Origin of the sequence: Novipirellula methanifontis (genome assembly GCF_052161655.1) — a bacterium.
GTDB lineage: Bacteria > Planctomycetota > Planctomycetia > Pirellulales > Pirellulaceae > Novipirellula.
The window spans coordinates 1,834,845-1,853,506 of sequence record NZ_CP197418.1; the positions used below are offsets into that span (position 1 = coordinate 1,834,845).

Sequence of the window (18,662 nt, forward strand, 5' to 3'; positions counted from 1 at the left end):
GCCACTACCCTAGCCGCCCGACGTCATGAGACGTCGGGCGGCATTCGTTTTGATGCTTATTTGAGTGCCGACAAATCAGCACCAAAATTGATGTGAAACGCTTCGCCGTCAATCACGATCGCAGGAACTGACTTCACACCCGCAGCTTCCGCTTCGGTGATTCTTTGCTTGGCCTCGGCGAGATGGACGATTTCGACGTCGTATTGCTGTGGATCGATCGCTTTGGCGATACGCGTTTCTGCGGCGACACAGACGGGACAGCCAGCATGGTAAAATGTTGCTTGGGATTTCATGATCTCGTTCCTAAAAAGGGTTGGGGAAGAATGGCTGGTCCGCTCGTGCTGATCAGCCTCGTCAGAAGAAGGCTAATACTGTGGTGAAGCCTTGCAACCAAGTACTTTTAGGTGCGGTACTTACCATTTAGAAAGTCTTGCAACGATGTCGGCAGAATCTTGTCCCACCGCCCCCGAAATTTTTGAGCAATGTGTTGGCTGCAAGTGGACATTGCATGTTTTGTCGCAAATCCGTCAGGGCATTCAGCGGCCAGGGCAATTGGAGCGAACCGCCGACGGGCTGACCACGAAGGTCCTCAACGAACGTCTGGTGAAACTGGTGAGGTTCGGAATTCTGAAGCGAACGAGCTACGCGGAGGTGCCGCCACGAGTTGAGTATTCGCTGACAAAATTCGGCACTCGCTTTGTCGAGATCTTGGACCAAATCGATGCGCTGCAGGTCGAGTTTGGCCATGGCATCCGACCGTCTGAATGATGTTGGCCGTGGCTGAACACGGGTGATGTGGATCGGTTAAACTAGCACGCCTTGCTCTGCCGCTGCATTGCGGTTCCCACCTTCGATCCCACCCCCTCCGCTCAGCGAGACTCTTGTGAATACGACCCCATGGACGCCAACGGTGTTGGCGCGGACGGCTCTGCTATGGATGTTTTTGAGTGTCGCGAGCGTTAACGCTGCCGACGATGGCAATCCTCGCAGCGATGTTTCATTCACGCTCGAGCAAACCGTGGCCCACCAAGGTTACGATGGCAAACAGTGTTGGGTACACGCACGTGCTGGGGCAATCCCAGCGTCGGATACGGCGGGGCAGCCGTCGGTGGTGATGACGATGCAGAAGTTGCTTCTAAGTGGATCGGATGTGTTTTATCCGCTGCACCAGACTCGCTCGGAAAACCTCGGCGACACCTGGAGCGACCCGGTCGAGCTGAGCGTATTTGATCGCCAACGCGTCGCCGACGACGCTTCCGCACCGCTCCCCGGTGGCGCGTCGATAGCCCCCGACTTAGTGCAAGCGGGCGATGAAACCACCGTTTGTGACTTCGCCCCCAAGTGGCATTCTGCAAGCCAGCGATTATTGGGGATCGGCCAAACGGTTTGGTATCGCAACAATCGGGTGATGCACGCGTCGCCTCGCGGGATTGCTTACGCCGTATTCGAGCCATCCAATAACCAGTGGTCCGATTGGCAAACCGTCAAAATGCCATCGCAAGCCAAATTTCACAACGCGGGGGCGGGCAGCGTCCAGCGAGTCGACTTGCCAGGCGGCGACGTGCTGTTGCCGATCTATTTCCGAAATCCGACTCAGTCACAGTACTCGGTGACCATCGTTCGCTGTCGTTTTGACGGCCACACGTTGCAGTACGTTCAGCATGGCGACGAGTTGACGATTCCGGTGAAACGCGGGTTGTACGAACCGTCACTAACCCAATTTCGCGGCCGCTACTACCTGACCATGCGGAACGACGATCACGGTTACGTCTGCACCAGCGACGATGGACTACACTTTGATACGCCCCGTCGCTGGACGTTCGACGACGGCAGCGATCTCGGCAATTACAACACTCAACAGCACTGGGTAACCCACAGCGATGGACTGTTTCTGGTCTACACTCGCCGGGGTGCGAACAACGATCATGTTTTTCGGCATCGTGCTCCTCTATTTATCGCCCGGATTGATCCTGAAACCCTTCAAGTGATTCGCGACAGCGAGCAAGTGGTGGTTCCGGAGCACGGCGCTCGGCTGGGGAATTTTGGCGTCACCGAAATATCGCCAACCGAAACGTGGGTGACAGTGACTGAATGGATGCAGCCCGCCGGCGCCGAGAAACATGGCAGCGACAATCGCGTCTATGTCTCCAAGTTGAAATGGGATCGCCCCAATCACGCATGGCTGGGCGACAGCAACACGTCTTGGGAATCCGCAACGCCGTCGGAATCTGCAGCGAACGCAGACACTGCATGGAAAACGATCGCTCCCTACTTTTCGCCACCGCAAAAGTTCGCGGGCGATTTTGGCAATTACCCCTCTCCGCTGAGGTTCGAGGACGGGGCTCAGGTTCAGACCCCCGATGACTGGAAGCGTCGACGCAGCGAGATTCTGGCGGACTGGCAATCGATGCTTGGTCAGTGGCCGCCGCTGATCACCGAGCCAGACGTAGAAACGCTGCAAACTCAGCGACGCGAGAATTTCACTCAGCATCAGATTCGCTTCCAGTGGACGCCGAACGAGAAAACGACCGGGTATTTGTTGGTTCCCGATGGCGAAGGCCCCCATCCCGCCGTCGTGACGGTGTTCTATGAACCGGAGACCGCGATCGGGCAAGGGACGGCAAATCGTGATTTCGCACTGCAGCTTGTTCGCCGCGGATTCGTCGTGTTGTCGATCGGAACGACCGACGCGACCGCCGCGAAAACGTACTCGCTGTATCACCCCACTCTGGATGATGCGAAAGTCCAGCCTCTGTCCATGTTGGCCTACGCCGCTGCCAACGCATGGCACGTATTAGCCAATCGCCCTGAGGTAGATTCACAGCGGATCGGCATTGTGGGGCATTCCTTTGGTGGAAAATGGGCGATGTTTGCCTCGTGTTTGTTCGACAAATTTGCCTGTGCCGCCTGGTCCGACCCAGGAATCGTATTTGACGAAGAACGATCGAGCGTCAATTACTGGGAACCGTGGTACCTCGGTTATCACCCCAAACCTTGGCGGCGGCGCGGGCTGATCAGCGAAGAAAATCCCGCTCGGGGGCTCTATCCAAAGCTGGTCGCTGAGGGGCACGATCTTCACGAACTGCATGCACTGATGGCACCGCGACCGTTCCTTGTTTCGGCTGGTTCAGAAGATCCGCTTACGCGTTGGCAGCCACTCAATCACACCGTCGCCGTCAACGCAATCCTTGGTTACAGCGAACGTGTCGCAATGACGAACCGCCCGGATCACTCGCCCAACGATTCGTCCAACGAAGTGATCTACGAATTCTTCACGCACTTTTTGATGAATCATTCCCTGGTTAAGTCACTTGGATCTAACGCACCTTGAAATGCGAGTGATGGGGAAATGCGAATGCAATTGCGTCACAGCGTCATCGCTTGCGATTCATCTTCGTCGATAACGATAGGCAGGTGCGACGATATGGCACGGTATCTTTTGGACTGCGAAAACACGTGGGAATGCGGACTCTAGCAAACCGACGTCCCTCAAGGATGAGACTAGGTGAAACATGTCCTTGCGTTAATTTCGCTTCGAATACGCTTCGGTTGCGTTAGTGCATTGCGGGAAAGAGAAACGTCGATTCGGACTTGCTATCATGACGTACTCGTTTGTTTTCGCCATTCAGACCATTGCAAAACTTGAGTGGTTACGTGAGAATCATTGTTGATCTCGGGGTTGCCATGATGAGCCGCATTCGATGACGAATTTGACGAGGCTCTATACTCTCAGGTTATTGCGTGGGGATGGTGCAAAGCACCTCGCCCTCATATCTATATTCGCATTCAAAGGACTGATTTCATGCTGCGTTTGCCGGTCGAGCCAAATGTTGTCAATGAAAATGACGAGATTGATCAACTTCGTCGTGACATTTTGTGCAAGTTCAAAGCGAGCAGTTATCGCCAACTTCGTCAAATCGATGTGACTGTGGGTGACATCGGAGCTATTGAGCTTCACGGAGAGATGGAAAGCTATTACTTGCGTCAGATGGCCTACCAAACGGCGATTGAGACTCCAGGCGTCTACACGGTAAAGGATCGAATTACCGTCCGCTCGTGTTAGCATTTAGGGTGCGTCATTCGCAGTGAAGGTCGAACTCTCTTTTTTACATTGCACTCTACCACTAGTGCCAAAACCCTTGCGTTCCCATCCGGTTTTTTCCCGCCATCACTGAGTCGCCATTACTGAGCCGATGTTGCTTTCCGCGGGCAAGTTCCAAACGAAAATGGCAGGTCCGCGACCATCGCTGTCGGCTCCAAAGAATCGACTGAACTTAAGTCTTCCGGCACTCAACAGGCTCGGGCACTCAAAAAACAGTGCCGCTTGAAAAAGTCGATACGGTGACAGCGGAGTCTGGTGTCTCATTTGTGACAGTTTGCGTCTGATTTGGAACATTTCAGGCTGGTTTTTGCTGCAGACCGCCTCTCCTCATAGCCATGCAAGATGTGTTAGGTTGGTTTAGCAGACAAGCTAACTACCCGACTCCTCAGAAACCCCACGCGATGGCAATGCAGCGACGACCTCTCGGTAATACTGGACTGACTCTTCCCGTCCTTGGTTTTGGTGCATCGTCGATCGGTGCTGAATTTCGCCAAGTGGATGTGGGCGAAGCACTCAAGGCGGTGCACGTCGCGTTGGATCGCGGGATGAACTACATCGACACTGCGGCCTACTACGGTCGTGGGATGAGCGAGATTATGCTCGGCCGGATGTTGCCCGACGTGCCTCGTGACTCGTATCTGTTGAGCACGAAGCTAGGCCGCTTTGCTCCCAAGCACTTTGATTTCAGTGCAAAACGGGTTGCCGAAAGTATCGACATTTCGCTCGAACGAATGCGAATCGATCACATCGACATGGTGTTTTGTCACGACATTGAATTTGTCGACCTCGACCAAATTGTCAACGAAACCATCCCCGCTCTGAAAAAGGAAGTAGAAAAGGGTAAGGTGCGTTTCATTGGCGTGAGCGGTTATCCCATGAAGATTTTCTTGGAGATGCTCAAGCGATCGGATCTCGATGTGGTGCTGACCTACAATCACTACACGCTGCAAAACGACATGGCGTTGGCGCTGGTCGAGCCTTGCAAAGAACAAGGCGTAGGACTGATCAACGCGGCGCCGTTCTCCGCCCGATTGCTGACCAATTCTCCGTTGCCCGATTGGCACAAAGCCACGCCCCAAGTTCGCGAAGTCGCCGCAAAAGCGGCCGCTCATTGTGCCGAGCGAGGTACGGACATCGCCAAGTTGGCACTGCAGTACTCGGTCGCCAACGAACAATTTGCAAGTTGCGTAACAGGTTCTGCCAACCCCGATCGCGTTGCACAGTGGTGCGATTGGCTCGACGAGCCGATGGACGAAACATTGGTGGCCGAAGTGATCGAGATCCTCAAACCGATTCACAATTGGGTTTACGTCGAAGGTCGTTCTGAAAACAACGACGGCCCCGCAGCGTAGGGCGATCCTCGTCGCATCCTTCTGCCGCTCGCTTTTTCAATCCATGCTCCCTCTGTTCCGAATAAAACTGTCATGAAATCCTGTATCACAATTAGTCTGGTCGAAGAAGCTCGCGGTGGCCCTTTTGTTCTTTGGGACGGGCTCGAAAAATCGATCGCGTTCGCGGGAGAACTGGGCTACGACGCGGTGGAAATTTTTGCTCCTGGAACCGAGGCGATCGATGCCGATAAATTGACTTCGATGCTTGACAAAGCAGGCTTGAAACTTGCCGCACTGGGAACTGGTGCGGGCTGGGTCAAGCACAAACTACAGCTCGCTGATGCCGACGCTGCCAAACGTGAACAAGCCAAAAAGTTCGTTCGAGACGTAATCGATCTTGCTGGTAAATTCGGAGCTTCGGCGATCATCGGGTCGATGCAAGGACGCTCCGATGCCGTGGTCGACGCCCCGACTGCACGGAAATACTTGTGCGAAGCTCTCGAAGATGGTGGCAGCCACGCCGCACAGTACAACGTGCCGTTAATCTACGAACCGCTGAACCGTTACGAAACGAACCAGTGCTGCACAGTCGCCGACGGGGTGAAATTGCTTGATTCACTCTCGACCAAAAACGTCACATTGCTCTGCGATCTGTTCCACATGAACATCGAGGAAGCAGATATTGCCGAAGCATTGATTAGCGGGGGCGATAAAGTCGGCCACATCCACTTTGTCGATAGCAACCGCCGACCCGTGGGTTGCGGCCATATGCAGTACGGCCGCATCATCGCCGCACTTCGCCAGATTAATTACCAGGGATACTTGTGTGCCGAAGCCTTCGCTTGGCCGAATCCCGAAGAAGCGGCCCGGCAAACGATGCGAGCCTATAAATACTGGACACAGAGCTAGTCTTCTTCTTTGCGAAGAATCTCGCGAATTCGGATTCCGAATTTGTCCCCAATTTTGATCGTTTCGCCGATCGCGATCGGCTGGCCACCCGCTTCGAGCGTCAGCGGCTCGTCACAGTGGGTGTCAAACGTCAATAATGACCCTTGAACGAGGTCAACAATCCGGCGAAGCGGCACTTTTTGCCTTGCTAGCGTGACGCTGACGTTGGTACGAATGGACAAAACTGCTTTGGAGTGAGGTCCCGAGGTATTGATTTCCATACTTCGTTCAGGGGGCTTCGACGGTCGAAAAATGGTTAAAGGCATTCACATCTGCCCTGCTACCCATCCTTATCGACCGATTTGAGCGTCAAAGATTGCCCAGAATTCCAGCAAGGAGGGCGGAATTCGCTGAATCAAGCTAAATTTTGACGGACACCCCTCACCAGGGGGTGTAGTGGAGATGGTTGCGTAGATACATTGTTCTGTGCTGAGTCGTTGCTCCAGACCATTCCGGTCCTGGGACTGGCGTCAGCCCGAGAATTCCCTCCAACCGATCTTTGAAAAGAAAGCTGCGAAATGTGCTTACTGGCCGTTCAGTATCGCTTGGTCCCCGAAAGTCCAATTTTGGTGGCTGCCAATCGCGAAGAATACTACAACCGCTCAAGCTTGCCGCCTTCAATCCAATCTGGCAAGCCCCGGGTTTTATGCGGGATTGACCAGAAAGCAAGTGGAACGTGGCTGGGGGTAAACCAAAACGGTGTATTCGTCGGCCTGTGTAACCGAGCGACATCGATGCCCTTATTTGGTCAGCGATCACGCGGTTTGCTTGCTCTGGACCTGCTTCGTTGTACAACCGCGAACAAAGCGCTCGATAAAGCGCATGCCGAGTTTGCGAAGACTCGTTACGAAGGCTGCAACATCATTATTGCAGACGCTAGCAACGGGTACGCGATCCACGCGGACGAACGCCAAGAGGTGGTCGAGCTTCGCGATGGATTGAATATCATCGGAGCCCGTAACCTGAATGATCCCGAAGATCAACGGGTTCAGATGGCACGTCGCCTGTTGACGCTGCAAACGCTCGATTCGCCTGTGAAATTCTTGGCAGTCGCCAGCAAGGTTTTCGCCCGTGCCCCGGTCGGCCAAGGTCGTCCAAGCATGGTGATGCGAAATCCTGAGTATGGAACGGTTAGCAGCTCGCTAATCGCATTGGGGGTCAAACCTCGCGATGCGATCTACCAGTTCAGCAAGGGAGCTCCGGACGAAGCCAAGTACGAAGACTTCTCGCCGATGCTGCGTGATATCCTCAGCCGAGGACTTCGCGAAGCACGCACCAAAGCGAAAGCGACCTAAGCGTCCTTGGCGTTTGGACATCGCTTTATCAATCAAATAAAACGGCTCGTTGTGAACTTGTTTCACTGCGAGCCGTTTTCGTTTTGGATGTTGGTGTAGAAGCCAAATAAACGCTTACGGTCCATTGTCGCCCAGCTTTCCAAGCTGGAAGCGGTGCCGTTAACCTTCGGTGCGATTGGAACGCGAAGAATCTGGCTTCAACGATCAGGCGTGACGCACGCTAACGGCTTGGAAAGCCGTGCGACAATGCGAGGCATCACACTAATAGGCCCATGCTCTCGTACTCCAATCTTGGCAAATTTGTTGTCGTAATCCCCGCGTCCATTAGCCGCGTCCCTTTAGAAAGCGTCCGGCTCAGAAAACCACGTTATCCACGTGACCGCGTTGCAATCCTAACCCGACGCGTGAGCGAGGGACCTCCGGTAACGAGATGCGATCCGCTTGGAGTCTCTCGCTCACGCTTCAGGTTTTGATTCTCCCAAGCCGGACGCTCTAACACGAACGTTATTCCCCGCTGCAACCGGACGGCTCGCGCCGCACTGCTACCAAGGTAGATGGCATGGGTGAATTGCTTACCGCGAACTTGACGCCCGAAACCCTAGCTTGTGCAAGGCTACTGGAGGGCAGCCTAACGAGACTCGCGACGCAATCCCTAACTCGCCTGCGAACGATCATCGGGGTTATCGCGGTGAGTCTGTGCTACCGAAGTGGCAACCGCTCATGGTGGTTGCGAATTCGATTGACCAACGCGAACGCGGTGGGCACCGATTGCAGCAGCGTGACGATGGCACTCGTGCTGCACTTCCACAGTTTGGCTACCAAGCTCGGTTGTCCGCCGCTGGCGTGAAGGTCATTCAGCAGCAATGCTAAAACCGCGGGTTTGTCGACGTTATGTTCGTTCATCCTTTTGATGTTCCCGCGAAAGCGTTCTCGAAACTCCGCTTCGATTTCCGTTGCAGGTTCATCAAAAACAGACTTGGTTCGGACCTCGACAGCGAGCGTGTAACGCAGACGTTCCAGTGCCACGTCGCGGTTCTGGGCTTGGCTTCGCCTCTCGGTCGCTTCCGCCACAACTCCCGTAGGTCGATGCAACAGGAATGCCCCCGAGCTCGTCTTGTTTCGATGTTGACCTCCCGGACCACTTCGCCGCTGGGTCCGCAGTTCACAATCGTCGAGCAGTTTCTCAAGAGCCAACAGACTGGGATGCGGCCCCGAGCTGATATCGATAGGCAACCGCTGCGAGGGCTCCGGCATTTGAGCCATCGTCGCTTGGCGATCCTGGTCAGAGTTAGATTTGGCCACGAACAAACTCGCTAATCCAGTAGACAAGATCTGCAGCGATCGCACGTGATGGCAAACGAATGACCCCCGAGCACGCGGCACCGATCGAATCCATCATCTCGTCCGATTCGGAAGCCGGCAATGGGCACAGAATTTGGTAGTTTGCTTCCTGAATGATCGATTGCGAGTCGGCCTGAATTGCGGACACGGATTGGATTGTGGTCGAACACACTTCGGTCGATCCGTTTTGCAAATGGATGCGGATCTCGGTCCCATTTTTAATTTTGTCATGGTCGCGAGCGTCGATTTGAAAAATCGCATGCCGCTGCCCTTGGGGACTGATCCGGCACCAAGGTTCACGCGAATCGGCGAGGGCGCCCACTTGGCCCGAAAGCCAGATTGACGACGCGCGCTCGGTCGTTTCCGACTGCGGTGTTGGCGGTAACATCGTTCCCGCAATCGGTGCGACCACGTTGGTCTGATCAAGTCGTTGGTGGACATCGTCCAATAACATTTCAACCGACTTTTCCGCTGCCTGCAGCGTTGTCCACTGCGAGGCCACTTGGGGGCGATCCAATGCGGTTCGACGCGCGAGATTGCTTCGCAATTTCGCTAATCGCAATTCGCCTTGCAGTCGTGCTGCTTCGATCAATTCATGGTCTTTCGCCAGCGTGGCGATCAACTGCTTTGCCTGAACGTGTTGCCCCACCTCGGTCGTAACCGTATTGATTTGGCTGTCCGGTGGCAAAAACACGTTGACGGCGTCCGCCGAGTCGACGATACCGACCACGTGGCGGTAGCGAGGAAGGGGCAACAACAAAGCCAACGCCAAAATTCCTAACAGCGACAACACCACTGCGAAACGCCGCCACGAACGAACTTTCATCCAATGCCCCTCCCCTCGTAGAATTCCAAAGCTTGTTTTTATTTGACGCAGCATCATAGCAGTTGCCGCTAAGGTCACCACCAAAACGGCAACGAGCCGCAGATGGACGGCTCCGGCTAGGCTGAGCACCAAGGTTGCGATCGCCACCAAAATCAAACTGCGGTACATCAACGAGGCCGCGTGATAGATCGACAGTGCGATGCCGCGGAAATCGTAGCGTCGCGAGCGTCCATAAGCCGTGCCCGCGATTCGGCTAATCACCGTCGATTGAAAACAGTCGCGTGCTTCGCGACGTAGATTGGTACTTCGCACCCAATCCATCAAGACAAAATAACCGTCGTAACGCATCAACGGGTTGGCATTGAACAGCACCGTACTGATCCCGCAAACGATCATCAAATTCATCGCCAGCAGACGGATCGCCGGATCATTCGCACCACACCAAACAAAGGTCGCAATCGCAGCGATGATTAGCTCAACGTAAATCCCCGCCAACATCACCGCTGCGCGGCTGAGTGCGGAGGGCAGCCGCCACACATCGGTCACATCACAATAGGGCGAGGGGACACCACAAAACAGGAACACGCCCACCGATTTGCTTCTCGCCCCCATTCGACGACACATCACCGCGTGCGCCAGTTCATGAACCGTCTTGGTCGCCAGAAATGTTGCTGCGATCAAGATTGAATTGGTGGACGAAAGGAATTGCGGCAAGTTTTGCACGCCATGAATCCATTGAGGGCTCCGTGAGAGTGCCAACAGCAGCGCCGCGGCAATCATCACACTCCACAACACGATCGCAATGGGAGCGAATAAGACGCCGCTGTATCCCGCCATCCATTTGGCGATCCCATCGATCGAGCCTAGCGGGATGCGAATCGCGAGCAGTGAAAACCGGCCGGGCGTGGCACTTGATCGCGTCCGTGTCCAACCGGCGTGATGCGCCTGTTTCCACAACATCGGGTTGGCGTCACGACGGCTGAGTTGTTGCCACGCTCGCTCGGTGACTCGCGAGAACCGGCCGCTGACATCGTCGATAACAAGCCGTGCGGCGCGTTGCCCTTCATCGATCCGAATCGAATCCAGATCGCTGCGAATGCTCAGTCGCGGCGGTTCGATAGCGGGCGTGTTGGACATCAGAACGTGTGGGAGGATCGTTGACCGTGGATCATTGGGGTTGCCATGCGTTATCGCAATCGTTCACTCGAGTATTGCGTGGGCGCCGAGGCATTGGATTGGACCGGTTGGTTTGCATACACCTTCATCCACACGTCGGTCCCCGGGACCAATTGCCATCGCGATGGATCTTTTTCGTCCTGGCGATTGATCACTTCCGCATGCAATCGATAGCGAGCCCCCGCTAACACTTGCGGGTCAAGCGACAAGACAGTGCCGCGTAATGATTTTTCGACACCACTGTGTGAATCGATCCAGTGCACGCTGATCGGTAATCCTTTGCATTGACCCACGGGCAACATTTCTTGTCGCACCAGTGCGTGGACATGCAGTCGATCCACGCGAGCGACGGTGGCGATCGCCTCTCCTTTTTCGATCCACTCGCCCGGCGAACGGGTGATTTCGAGCACCGTTCCGGCCAGCGGGCTGGTGATTTCAAGGTTTTGCAGTTGGTCATCGAGCATTGCGACATCGGCCTCGCGCATCTCGACTTCGACTTGGGCTTCGATGCGTCGCTTCTTAGCCAATGCGACTTCCAATTCGCCACGCTCGACCGCCAATCGCAAGCGTCGCAGATGGCTTAGCGGGATCGCCCCGCTAACATCGTTGTGGATCGAGCGGTTGGAATCCAGTTCGGCTTCGGCTTCGGCAAGTGCGGTTTCCGCGTATCGCAGTTCGACATCGTCCAGAGCGGTACGGCGCGAATGATCCCGTCGCAATGTAGAGGCCCGATGTCGAATTTTCAGCGTTCGATCATCAAGCCGGGCAATGGTGGCATTCTTGTCGATCGGTTCATTTAGTTTAACGTTGACCGCCGCCACTCGTCCCGATTCGACACTCGGCACATGCACTTCCTCGGCAAAGCGGACGACACAATCGGTAACTTCAATGGTGCCGTTTTCGGCAGCGAAACTGCTGCCGAGCGTTGTCAAACTCGCCAGCAAACACAGCGAACGTGATGCGAGAGTGATGATCTTCATGCTGCGTTTTCCGTGGGTTGGGAACCTGCCGACCAATACAATCCGATCGTGCTGCGAACCGCTTCAAACGCGTCGTAGAACAGCACTCCGATCGCGGGTTTGGTCTCACAGCGGAACAGGACTCGCACCGGTGATCCCGAAACCGGTCCCGCACCGAACAATGCCCCGATATCGCCACCGTTTTCAATACGAAGAACCACCGCTTTGGTGTCGGTGTCGTCTTTGACGTTACGCGTCGAAGGACCAAATTGCTGCACGATGGCGGTGTGGTTGGGCGTCTCGCTGCCATCGATCAAAACGGCAGTGCGAAGCGTTTCGGATTGCAGTGCCGAACGAACCGACGCAATTCGCGAGAGCGGAACACGAGCGTCGACCAACCAAGCCGTGTCCTCGCCGATCACCTCGAGCAGTTTGTCGCCTCGCACGACAGGCCGACCTAGCAAACGCCGCCCGATCTGCCAACTATCGACCACGCCTTTCTCGGTGGCACGTAACACCAGCGAATCTTTGACTCGCTTCAAAATCAGCAACTGATCGTCAATCGCTTGCAATTCTTCGGCAACCAAACTTCGCTCGCTCTGAATTTGTTCCGTGCGATCGCTGCGATGCGATGCAGTATCCACCAGCGCCGTGGTGATCGCGGCTTGTTTTTGCAAAAGCACCGCATGCCGCCCCAGCAGCGTCGTGATCTGTTTTTCCAGTTCAGGATCGTGCATCGTCAGCAGGGCTTGCCCATGCTGGACTCGGTCACCGTGCGAGACATGGATTTGCTGAACGATCGCACTGCGCGATGCGAACAGCGATTGAACGTTTTCTGGTCGCAAAGTCGCGGGGGTGGTGACGACCATCGGCACAGGCAGAAATGCGACGACCACAATCAGGGTCAACATCGCGATCGCAAACCCTCTCGCCAACCAATTCCCGCTACGGTCGCCTCGGCTTTGGTTTGCAAACGAGACTAACCATTGGCCGCCAGGGATCGCTTCAATACTTTTTCGATGGCGAATTGCTAGTCCCGCATGTTTAGCCAACCGCTGCAGATCATTTGCAATGCTTTGGCAGTCGATTGCCGAGTCCAAGTTGGCCAAGCAAACCAGGCATAGAGAATCACGTGCTTCCGAAGCGACCGCGACTCGTGGTTGAAGTGGCACGCTCGGTTTGTTGTCCGAATCGTCCGCTTCCAACAACACGTAGGTATCGGGAGTATAAAACGATTCCGCCGCCGAAATCATCTGTTTCGCCGCCGCGCCACGAAAATCAATCGCGTTAACGTAGCTCACCGCACTCAGTTGGGCCACGTCATTGCGGAGATAACAGAGCCCGACGCGATCAAAGCCAAAAATATCCGAAGCAGCATCGACCACTCTCGCTTCGATCTTATTACGACTCGATAATCCGTGGATCGAAGCAATCACCGCATCGACTTGTTCGGTTCGATGTCGTCTGCGATGCAGGTCGCGAAGTTGATCGCTGCGTAGAAATTCGCCGGCAAGGTCTGCCATCTGAGCAACAAAACGCAAATAACCACGCTGCGTGGCGACCCCACATTCCTGTTCCAGGAACACTTCGAGCAGATACGACTCGCCGGTGCTGGCCGATTCACACTCAATCGGAACCACGGCGGCGGGGAAATGCGTTGGATTGGCGGGGACGTCGGGATCACATACGTCCGGCGTGGCCGGAACGACCACGGGTTGGGCAGCATCGCTGACTTCTAACAGCATACGATCGTGCGCCGCCATCGAGGCCGCAGGAATCGAGCGGTCCGTAATCTCACCAATGTGGTGAACGACACTCATTACGGGCGAGCCCGCTGCCGAACCGTCCGAGCCGTCCGCAGCCCCGGTCTCATTTAATTCGATTCGCCAAATCACGACACCTTCGGCAGCCATCGCTCGTAGGATACGATCTGCCAACATGCCAAAAAATTCGCCTCGAGATCGCTCGCTGCGGACCGCCAAAGCGATCTCGCGAACCATCTCGGAAATCTCTCGACGCGTTTCATCGACCAGCGATTCGGGAGCCCGAATGGTTTTGGATGGAGGCGCAGCCGCATGCGGGCTGAGCGGTGAGCTCGCGGGCGAAAAAACAAAAGGGGCGTCAGTCGTGGCCGAATTCACGGGTTTGGCTTGGTTTGTGAACGGGGAACGTAGCGATGTCGCCCCGAGGCAACCATCGACAACAACTCAGGTAGCAAAACGGAGCAAATCCAGCAATGTGAATTGCGAAATGACTGCAAATCCTCGACGTGGCGGCGTGACACGCGTGGGGCATTTTACCCCGGATCTACCGCGAACTCATTTTGATAAAGTTCGTAAATCCTAGGATAAAACCACAGAATTCAGCCTCAAATCGCCGCTGGTACTCGATTTGCATTGCCTAAATTCATCTTGAAATGGGCACGTTATTTTCGTTACGGCGTTATCCCCAAGTCCCCAAAAATTTCCCGCATCGATTCCCTTTTTCATGGAAAAACGAGAAACAATGTTTGAAGCCGATACAACGGACAAGACGAGCGGCGGACACCCATCGCTGGATTCCCAGCTGGTCGCGGAAATCCAGCGGCACGGCGAACCGATGCAGCGATTGGCCAACGAGGTCGCCAAAACGCTCGTCGGCCAACAGGTGCTCGTCCATCGCTTGTTGGTCGGACTTTTGACCGGCGGTCACTTATTGATCGAAGGCGTTCCGGGGCTCGCCAAAACCACCGCCGTGGCGACGCTCTCCAAAGCCATCCACGCAAATTTTCAACGATTGCAATTTACCCCCGATCTGCTTCCCGCCGACTTGATCGGAACCCAAGTTTATCGGCCAGCGCAACAAGAATTTGTGGTCCAGAAAGGGCCGATTTTTGCCAACTTGATTTTGGCCGACGAAATCAATCGGGCTCCGGCAAAAGTGCAAAGTGCACTGCTCGAAGCGATGCAGGATCGTCAAGTCACAATCGGCAGCGAAACGTTTCCACTGCCTGACCCGTTCCTCGTGATGGCAACCCAAAACCCGGTCGAGCAAGAGGGCACGTATCCGTTGCCCGAAGCTCAGATGGACCGCTTCATGATGAAAGTCGTCGTCGATTATCCGACACGCGACGAGGAGCTCGAGATTTTGAGCCGGATGTCGCGAACACGTCGTGTTGACGAGGTCGTTGCGGTCACCACTCCCGAAGAGATCTTGCGTGCTCGCGATCTTGTCGACCAAGTCTTTGTCGATCAACGCATCGCCGAGTACATCGTCGATTTAGTAATGGCGACACGGAAATGTGAGGCCTACGGTTTGCCGATCGCCCAGTGGATTCAGTTCGGAGCGTCACCGCGTGCGACGATCAACTTGACATTGGCTGCCAAAGCGAACGCTTTCTTGCATCGCCGAGCCTACGTCACGCCCCAAGATGTTAAGGACATCGCGATGGATGTGCTGCGTCACCGTGTGATGATCACGTACGAAGCCGAAGCGGAAGAAAAGACCAGCGAACATATTGTGCAAATGATTTTGGACGCGGTAGTGGTGCCATAAGGCCGCCGGAATATTCGATGGCATGCCCCCGTAGTGGATCTTGCTAAAGATCCCATGCGGACAGGATCTTTAGCAAGATCCACTACGGCAATCATTGTTCCAATGCTGATCAAAGGTTAACTCCCAACTCCGTTGACTTGTTTTTAAAGAGACCCACGAACTTTGATTCCTCCAGAAGTCCTGAAAAAGATTCGTCGGATTCAAATCCGTACCTCCCACGTCGTGGACGATCTGCTGGCCGGCGGATGGCACTCGGCGTTCAAGGGGACCGGTATGGAGTTTGAAGAAGTCCGGCCATATGCGATCGGCGACGATGTTCGCAGCATCGACTGGAACGTCACGGCGCGGGCGGATCAACCGTACGTCAAACTGTTTCGCGAAGAACGGGAGATGTCGGTGCAATTGCTCGTCGACATCAGCCCATCGCAAGGGTTTGGAACCCAATCGCAAACCAAGCGTGAACTAGTCGCCGAACTCGGTGCGACCTTGGCCTTTTCAGCCATCAAGAACAATGACAAAGTCGGATTGACGCTATTTTCGGATCGCGTCGAAAAATCAATTCCACCTCGCAAAGGCACCCGCCACTGTTTGCGTTTAATTCGTGACTTGCTGTATTGCCAACCGGTGGGCAGCGGAACGAATGTGACTTCGGCGATCGAGCATCTCAATCGCACGTCACATCGAAAAATGGTCGTTTTTCTGATCAGCGATTTTCAAGATGCTCATAGCGAAAACACGTTAAAGGTTGCACGTCGACGTCACGAGATCATTCCCGTGGTCGTCCACGACCAGCGTGAAATGACGATGCCGAACATCGGGATGGTCCGCCTGCGTGATTTGGAAACCGGCCAATTGGTCACAATGGACACCAGCAGCTCCCGAGTGCGGCGTGCCTACGCCGATTCGGTACAGCAACATTTTGAAAACCTCGAAGCTTCGTTTCGGCGCATGCGAATGCCGGCGATCTATCTCGAAACCGGACAAGATTTTGTCCATCCACTGCAGCAGTACTTCTACCATCGGGAGCGCCAGCGGTGAACGGATTAAATGTCTTCCATTGCCATCGTCGCGTCGCGCTGGTTGCTCGGATCGCGATGTTCGTCATCGTACTGATCGCTGGACTCTCGCGAATCGATGCCGCCGAGCGTGACAACGAGGTTCACGTTAATGCGACCGTCAATCGGACTGACGCTTTGCTGCTGGATCCGATCGAGTTAACCGTCACGGTGACGGCGCCCGTGGATGCCGAGATCGAATTTCCGCCTGCTGCTGAAACCGTAGGACCATTCGATGTCGTTGCGGTCGAGGATTTGCCGTCGATACCAGTTCTGGACGACGCCCATCCGGGAAAACGACGTTGGACGCGGCGAATGAAGTTGGAAACGCTCGAGGTGGGCGAGCAAACGATTCCTGCGATCGAGATTCGCTACGTCCTTCGCGATGCAGCCGCATCGCAAACAGGCCTGCTTCGCAGCGAACCGATTCCGATCCAGATCAAAAGCGTCTTGACGAGTGACGATAACCCCAAGGCTTATCGGCCAATGAAAACAGCGTTGCCGATCGCCTCTCAACCCGAAGCGACGCCGGTTCACTGGCCCACGATTGCAGGTGGATTGATTGCCCTTGCCTTCGTTGCATTCCTGGTGAAACGGCGGATGAAGAAAACGGTTACGCCAAAGCAGTGGGCATCACGGCGCTTGGCCTCATTGGAGCAGCGTCAGCAAGCGGGACAAATCGATGACAGATCGGCTTATCTCGAACTTGCCGAGATTGCTCGTGATTTCGTGATCGCTCGCGAAGGGAGGAACCCCGCCGTGATGACGACCGACGAAGTCGTTCGCTTCGTCACAACGAAGTCATCGCTGTCGAGTGAATATCAAAACCGATTGAGTGCTTGGTTAATGGACGTTGAACAAACCAAATTTGCGCCACATCGGTTCGCGTCGTCAGAAATGAACCAGAAGATTCAAGACGCCAAGGATTTTGTGCATGAGTTGCTGGAACGTTCGTCCGCCTTGAGTAGCAGTCCGAGCAACGGGGAGCATGTTTAATGTTTGAAAGTCCATGGTTCCTGTTATTGTTGGGCTTCGTGCCGCTACTTGCCTGGGGCATGTTTCGGCGTCGCCAATCATGGTCGATTGGATTTAGTTCAACGCAAAGCATCGCGGGGATTCGTCCAACGTGGCGTCAACGTTTGGCGTGGTTGCCCGAGACGTTAATGTTGATGGCACTGGTTGCGATGATCGTTGCCTTGGCCCGGCCTCGGATCGGCCGCGAACAAACCGTCATCGATTCTGAAGGAATCGCAATGGAAATGGTCGTTGACCGCAGCGGCAGTATGCAGGCGATGGACTTCAAAATCGATGGCGACCATGTTGATCGCTTGACCGCAATCAAAAACGTGGCCTCGAGTTTTGTCAAAGGGGACGATGAGGAAGCGGATCAAAATGGTATCGCTGGCCGGGTAAGCGACTTGATCGGCTTGATTACCTTCGCCGGCTTTGCAGATGCCATCACGCCACCCACGCTGGATCATGCCTTCTTGCTTGAGCAACTCAATCGAGCCGAGATCGTGACCCAGCGCCGCGAAGATGGAACCGCGATCGGCGATGCAATCAGCTTGGCTGTCGAAAAACTGCAGTCACTTGATGCGAGTGAGAAAAGCACAGTTAAAAGCAAAGTCATTATTTTGATGACCGATGGCGAAAACACCGCAGGTGAGTTTGATCCGATCCAGGCTGCCGAGCTGGCCAAAACGATGGGAATCAAGATCTACACGATCGGTGTTGGCACCAAGGGACGGGCACCGTTTCCGTCGCGGCATCCTTTCACCGGCGAAGCGACCGTGCAGTGGATGGACGTCAATATTGATGAAGACACGCTGCGGAAAATTGCGCAAACCACCGGCGCCCGATACTTTAGGGCCACCGACACGCAGTCACTCGAAGCAATTTACGAAGCGATCGATGAACTCGAAAAAACAAAAATCGAATCACATCAATTCACGGACTATCGCGAGCTAGCGGTCCAATCATTCACCTGGAACGCGATCACGTTTCCACCGATTTCGCTCTGCGCGATGTTCTTGATCGCCGCCAGCGTGATGGTCAAGTATGTCCTGATTCGAGCGTGGGTTTAACGGAGGGAACA

General features: G+C 54.8%; 16 protein-coding genes. 10 read left to right on the top strand and 6 right to left on the bottom strand.

The window, feature by feature from the left end:
- Window positions 1-56: 56 nt before the first annotated feature.
- The gene (locus SH528x_RS06510; RefSeq protein ID WP_442509713.1) at window positions 57-293 is read right to left on the bottom strand and encodes a thioredoxin family protein; all 237 of its coding nucleotides are present in this window, start codon (window positions 291-293) and stop codon (window positions 57-59) included.
- Between the two features lie 145 nt (window positions 294-438).
- Here SH528x_RS06510 and SH528x_RS06515 point away from each other — a divergent pair, with 145 nt between their 5' ends.
- From SH528x_RS06515 to SH528x_RS06535, 5 genes are all read left to right on the top strand, one after another.
- Entirely contained in the window at window positions 439-768 is a 330-nt protein-coding gene (locus SH528x_RS06515) for a winged helix-turn-helix transcriptional regulator (protein WP_442509714.1), read from the top strand.
- A gap of 115 nt (window positions 769-883) precedes the next feature.
- Window positions 884-3,331, top strand: a complete 2,448-nt coding sequence (locus SH528x_RS06520; protein ID WP_442509715.1) for a hypothetical protein — start codon at window positions 884-886, stop codon at window positions 3,329-3,331.
- A gap of 471 nt (window positions 3,332-3,802) precedes the next feature.
- Window positions 3,803-4,063: a BON domain-containing protein gene (locus SH528x_RS06525; RefSeq protein WP_442509716.1), complete on the top strand. Its 261-nt coding sequence runs from the start codon at window positions 3,803-3,805 to the stop codon at window positions 4,061-4,063.
- Window positions 4,064-4,503: 440 nt separating this feature from the next.
- A complete protein-coding gene (locus tag SH528x_RS06530; protein WP_442509717.1) occupies window positions 4,504-5,454 on the top strand; it encodes an aldo/keto reductase in 951 nt (316 codons plus the stop codon).
- A gap of 72 nt (window positions 5,455-5,526) precedes the next feature.
- Window positions 5,527-6,342, top strand: a complete 816-nt coding sequence (locus SH528x_RS06535; protein WP_442509718.1) for a TIM barrel protein — start codon at window positions 5,527-5,529, stop codon at window positions 6,340-6,342.
- Here SH528x_RS06535 and SH528x_RS06540 read toward each other — a convergent pair.
- Window positions 6,339-6,602 carry a FliM/FliN family flagellar motor switch protein gene (locus SH528x_RS06540; RefSeq protein ID WP_442509719.1) on the bottom strand — a complete coding sequence of 88 codons (264 nt, stop codon included), beginning with the start codon at window positions 6,600-6,602 and terminating at the stop codon, window positions 6,339-6,341. The genes SH528x_RS06535 and SH528x_RS06540 overlap by 4 nt on opposite strands.
- A gap of 297 nt (window positions 6,603-6,899) precedes the next feature.
- Here SH528x_RS06540 and SH528x_RS06545 point away from each other — a divergent pair, with 297 nt between their 5' ends.
- A complete protein-coding gene (locus tag SH528x_RS06545) occupies window positions 6,900-7,676 on the top strand; it encodes an NRDE family protein (RefSeq protein ID WP_008696001.1) in 777 nt (258 codons plus the stop codon).
- Between the two features lie 699 nt (window positions 7,677-8,375).
- On the opposite strand, the gene SH528x_RS06550 is transcribed toward SH528x_RS06545, so the two are convergent.
- Genes SH528x_RS06550 through SH528x_RS06565 form a run of 4 tightly spaced genes read right to left on the bottom strand, consistent with a single transcriptional unit; the run spans window position 8,376 to window position 14,119 of the window.
- Entirely contained in the window at window positions 8,376-8,978 is a 603-nt protein-coding gene (locus SH528x_RS06550; RefSeq protein WP_442509720.1) for a peptide chain release factor family protein, read from the bottom strand.
- On the bottom strand, window positions 8,965-10,980 hold the full coding sequence (locus SH528x_RS06555) for a hypothetical protein (protein WP_442509721.1): 2,016 nt from the start codon (window positions 10,978-10,980) through the stop codon (window positions 8,965-8,967). The genes SH528x_RS06550 and SH528x_RS06555 overlap by 14 nt, the downstream gene beginning before the upstream one ends.
- Window positions 10,981-11,030: 50 nt before the next feature.
- Window positions 11,031-11,999 (bottom strand): HlyD family secretion protein, encoded by a 969-nt coding sequence (locus tag SH528x_RS06560; RefSeq protein WP_442509722.1) that lies wholly within the window; start codon window positions 11,997-11,999, stop codon window positions 11,031-11,033.
- Window positions 11,996-14,119, bottom strand: coding sequence for an HlyD family efflux transporter periplasmic adaptor subunit (locus SH528x_RS06565; RefSeq protein ID WP_442509723.1), 2,124 nt, complete (start codon window positions 14,117-14,119; stop codon window positions 11,996-11,998). The genes SH528x_RS06560 and SH528x_RS06565 overlap by 4 nt, the downstream gene beginning before the upstream one ends.
- A 457-nt stretch (window positions 14,120-14,576) precedes the next feature.
- Here SH528x_RS06565 and SH528x_RS06570 point away from each other — a divergent pair, with 457 nt between their 5' ends.
- The 4 genes from SH528x_RS06570 (at window position 14,577) to SH528x_RS06585 (ending at window position 18,651) form a co-directional block, all read left to right on the top strand.
- On the top strand, window positions 14,577-15,512 hold the full coding sequence (locus tag SH528x_RS06570) for an AAA family ATPase (protein WP_442512091.1): 936 nt from the start codon (window positions 14,577-14,579) through the stop codon (window positions 15,510-15,512).
- Between the two features lie 162 nt (window positions 15,513-15,674).
- Window positions 15,675-16,550, top strand: coding sequence for a DUF58 domain-containing protein (locus tag SH528x_RS06575; protein WP_442509724.1), 876 nt, complete (start codon window positions 15,675-15,677; stop codon window positions 16,548-16,550).
- Window positions 16,547-17,563, top strand: coding sequence for a hypothetical protein (locus tag SH528x_RS06580; RefSeq protein WP_442509725.1), 1,017 nt, complete (start codon window positions 16,547-16,549; stop codon window positions 17,561-17,563). The genes SH528x_RS06575 and SH528x_RS06580 overlap by 4 nt, the downstream gene beginning before the upstream one ends.
- On the top strand, window positions 17,563-18,651 hold the full coding sequence (locus tag SH528x_RS06585; RefSeq protein ID WP_442509726.1) for a vWA domain-containing protein: 1,089 nt from the start codon (window positions 17,563-17,565) through the stop codon (window positions 18,649-18,651). Before SH528x_RS06580 ends, SH528x_RS06585 begins: the two co-directional genes overlap by 1 nt.
- Window positions 18,652-18,662: the final 11 nt, after the last annotated feature.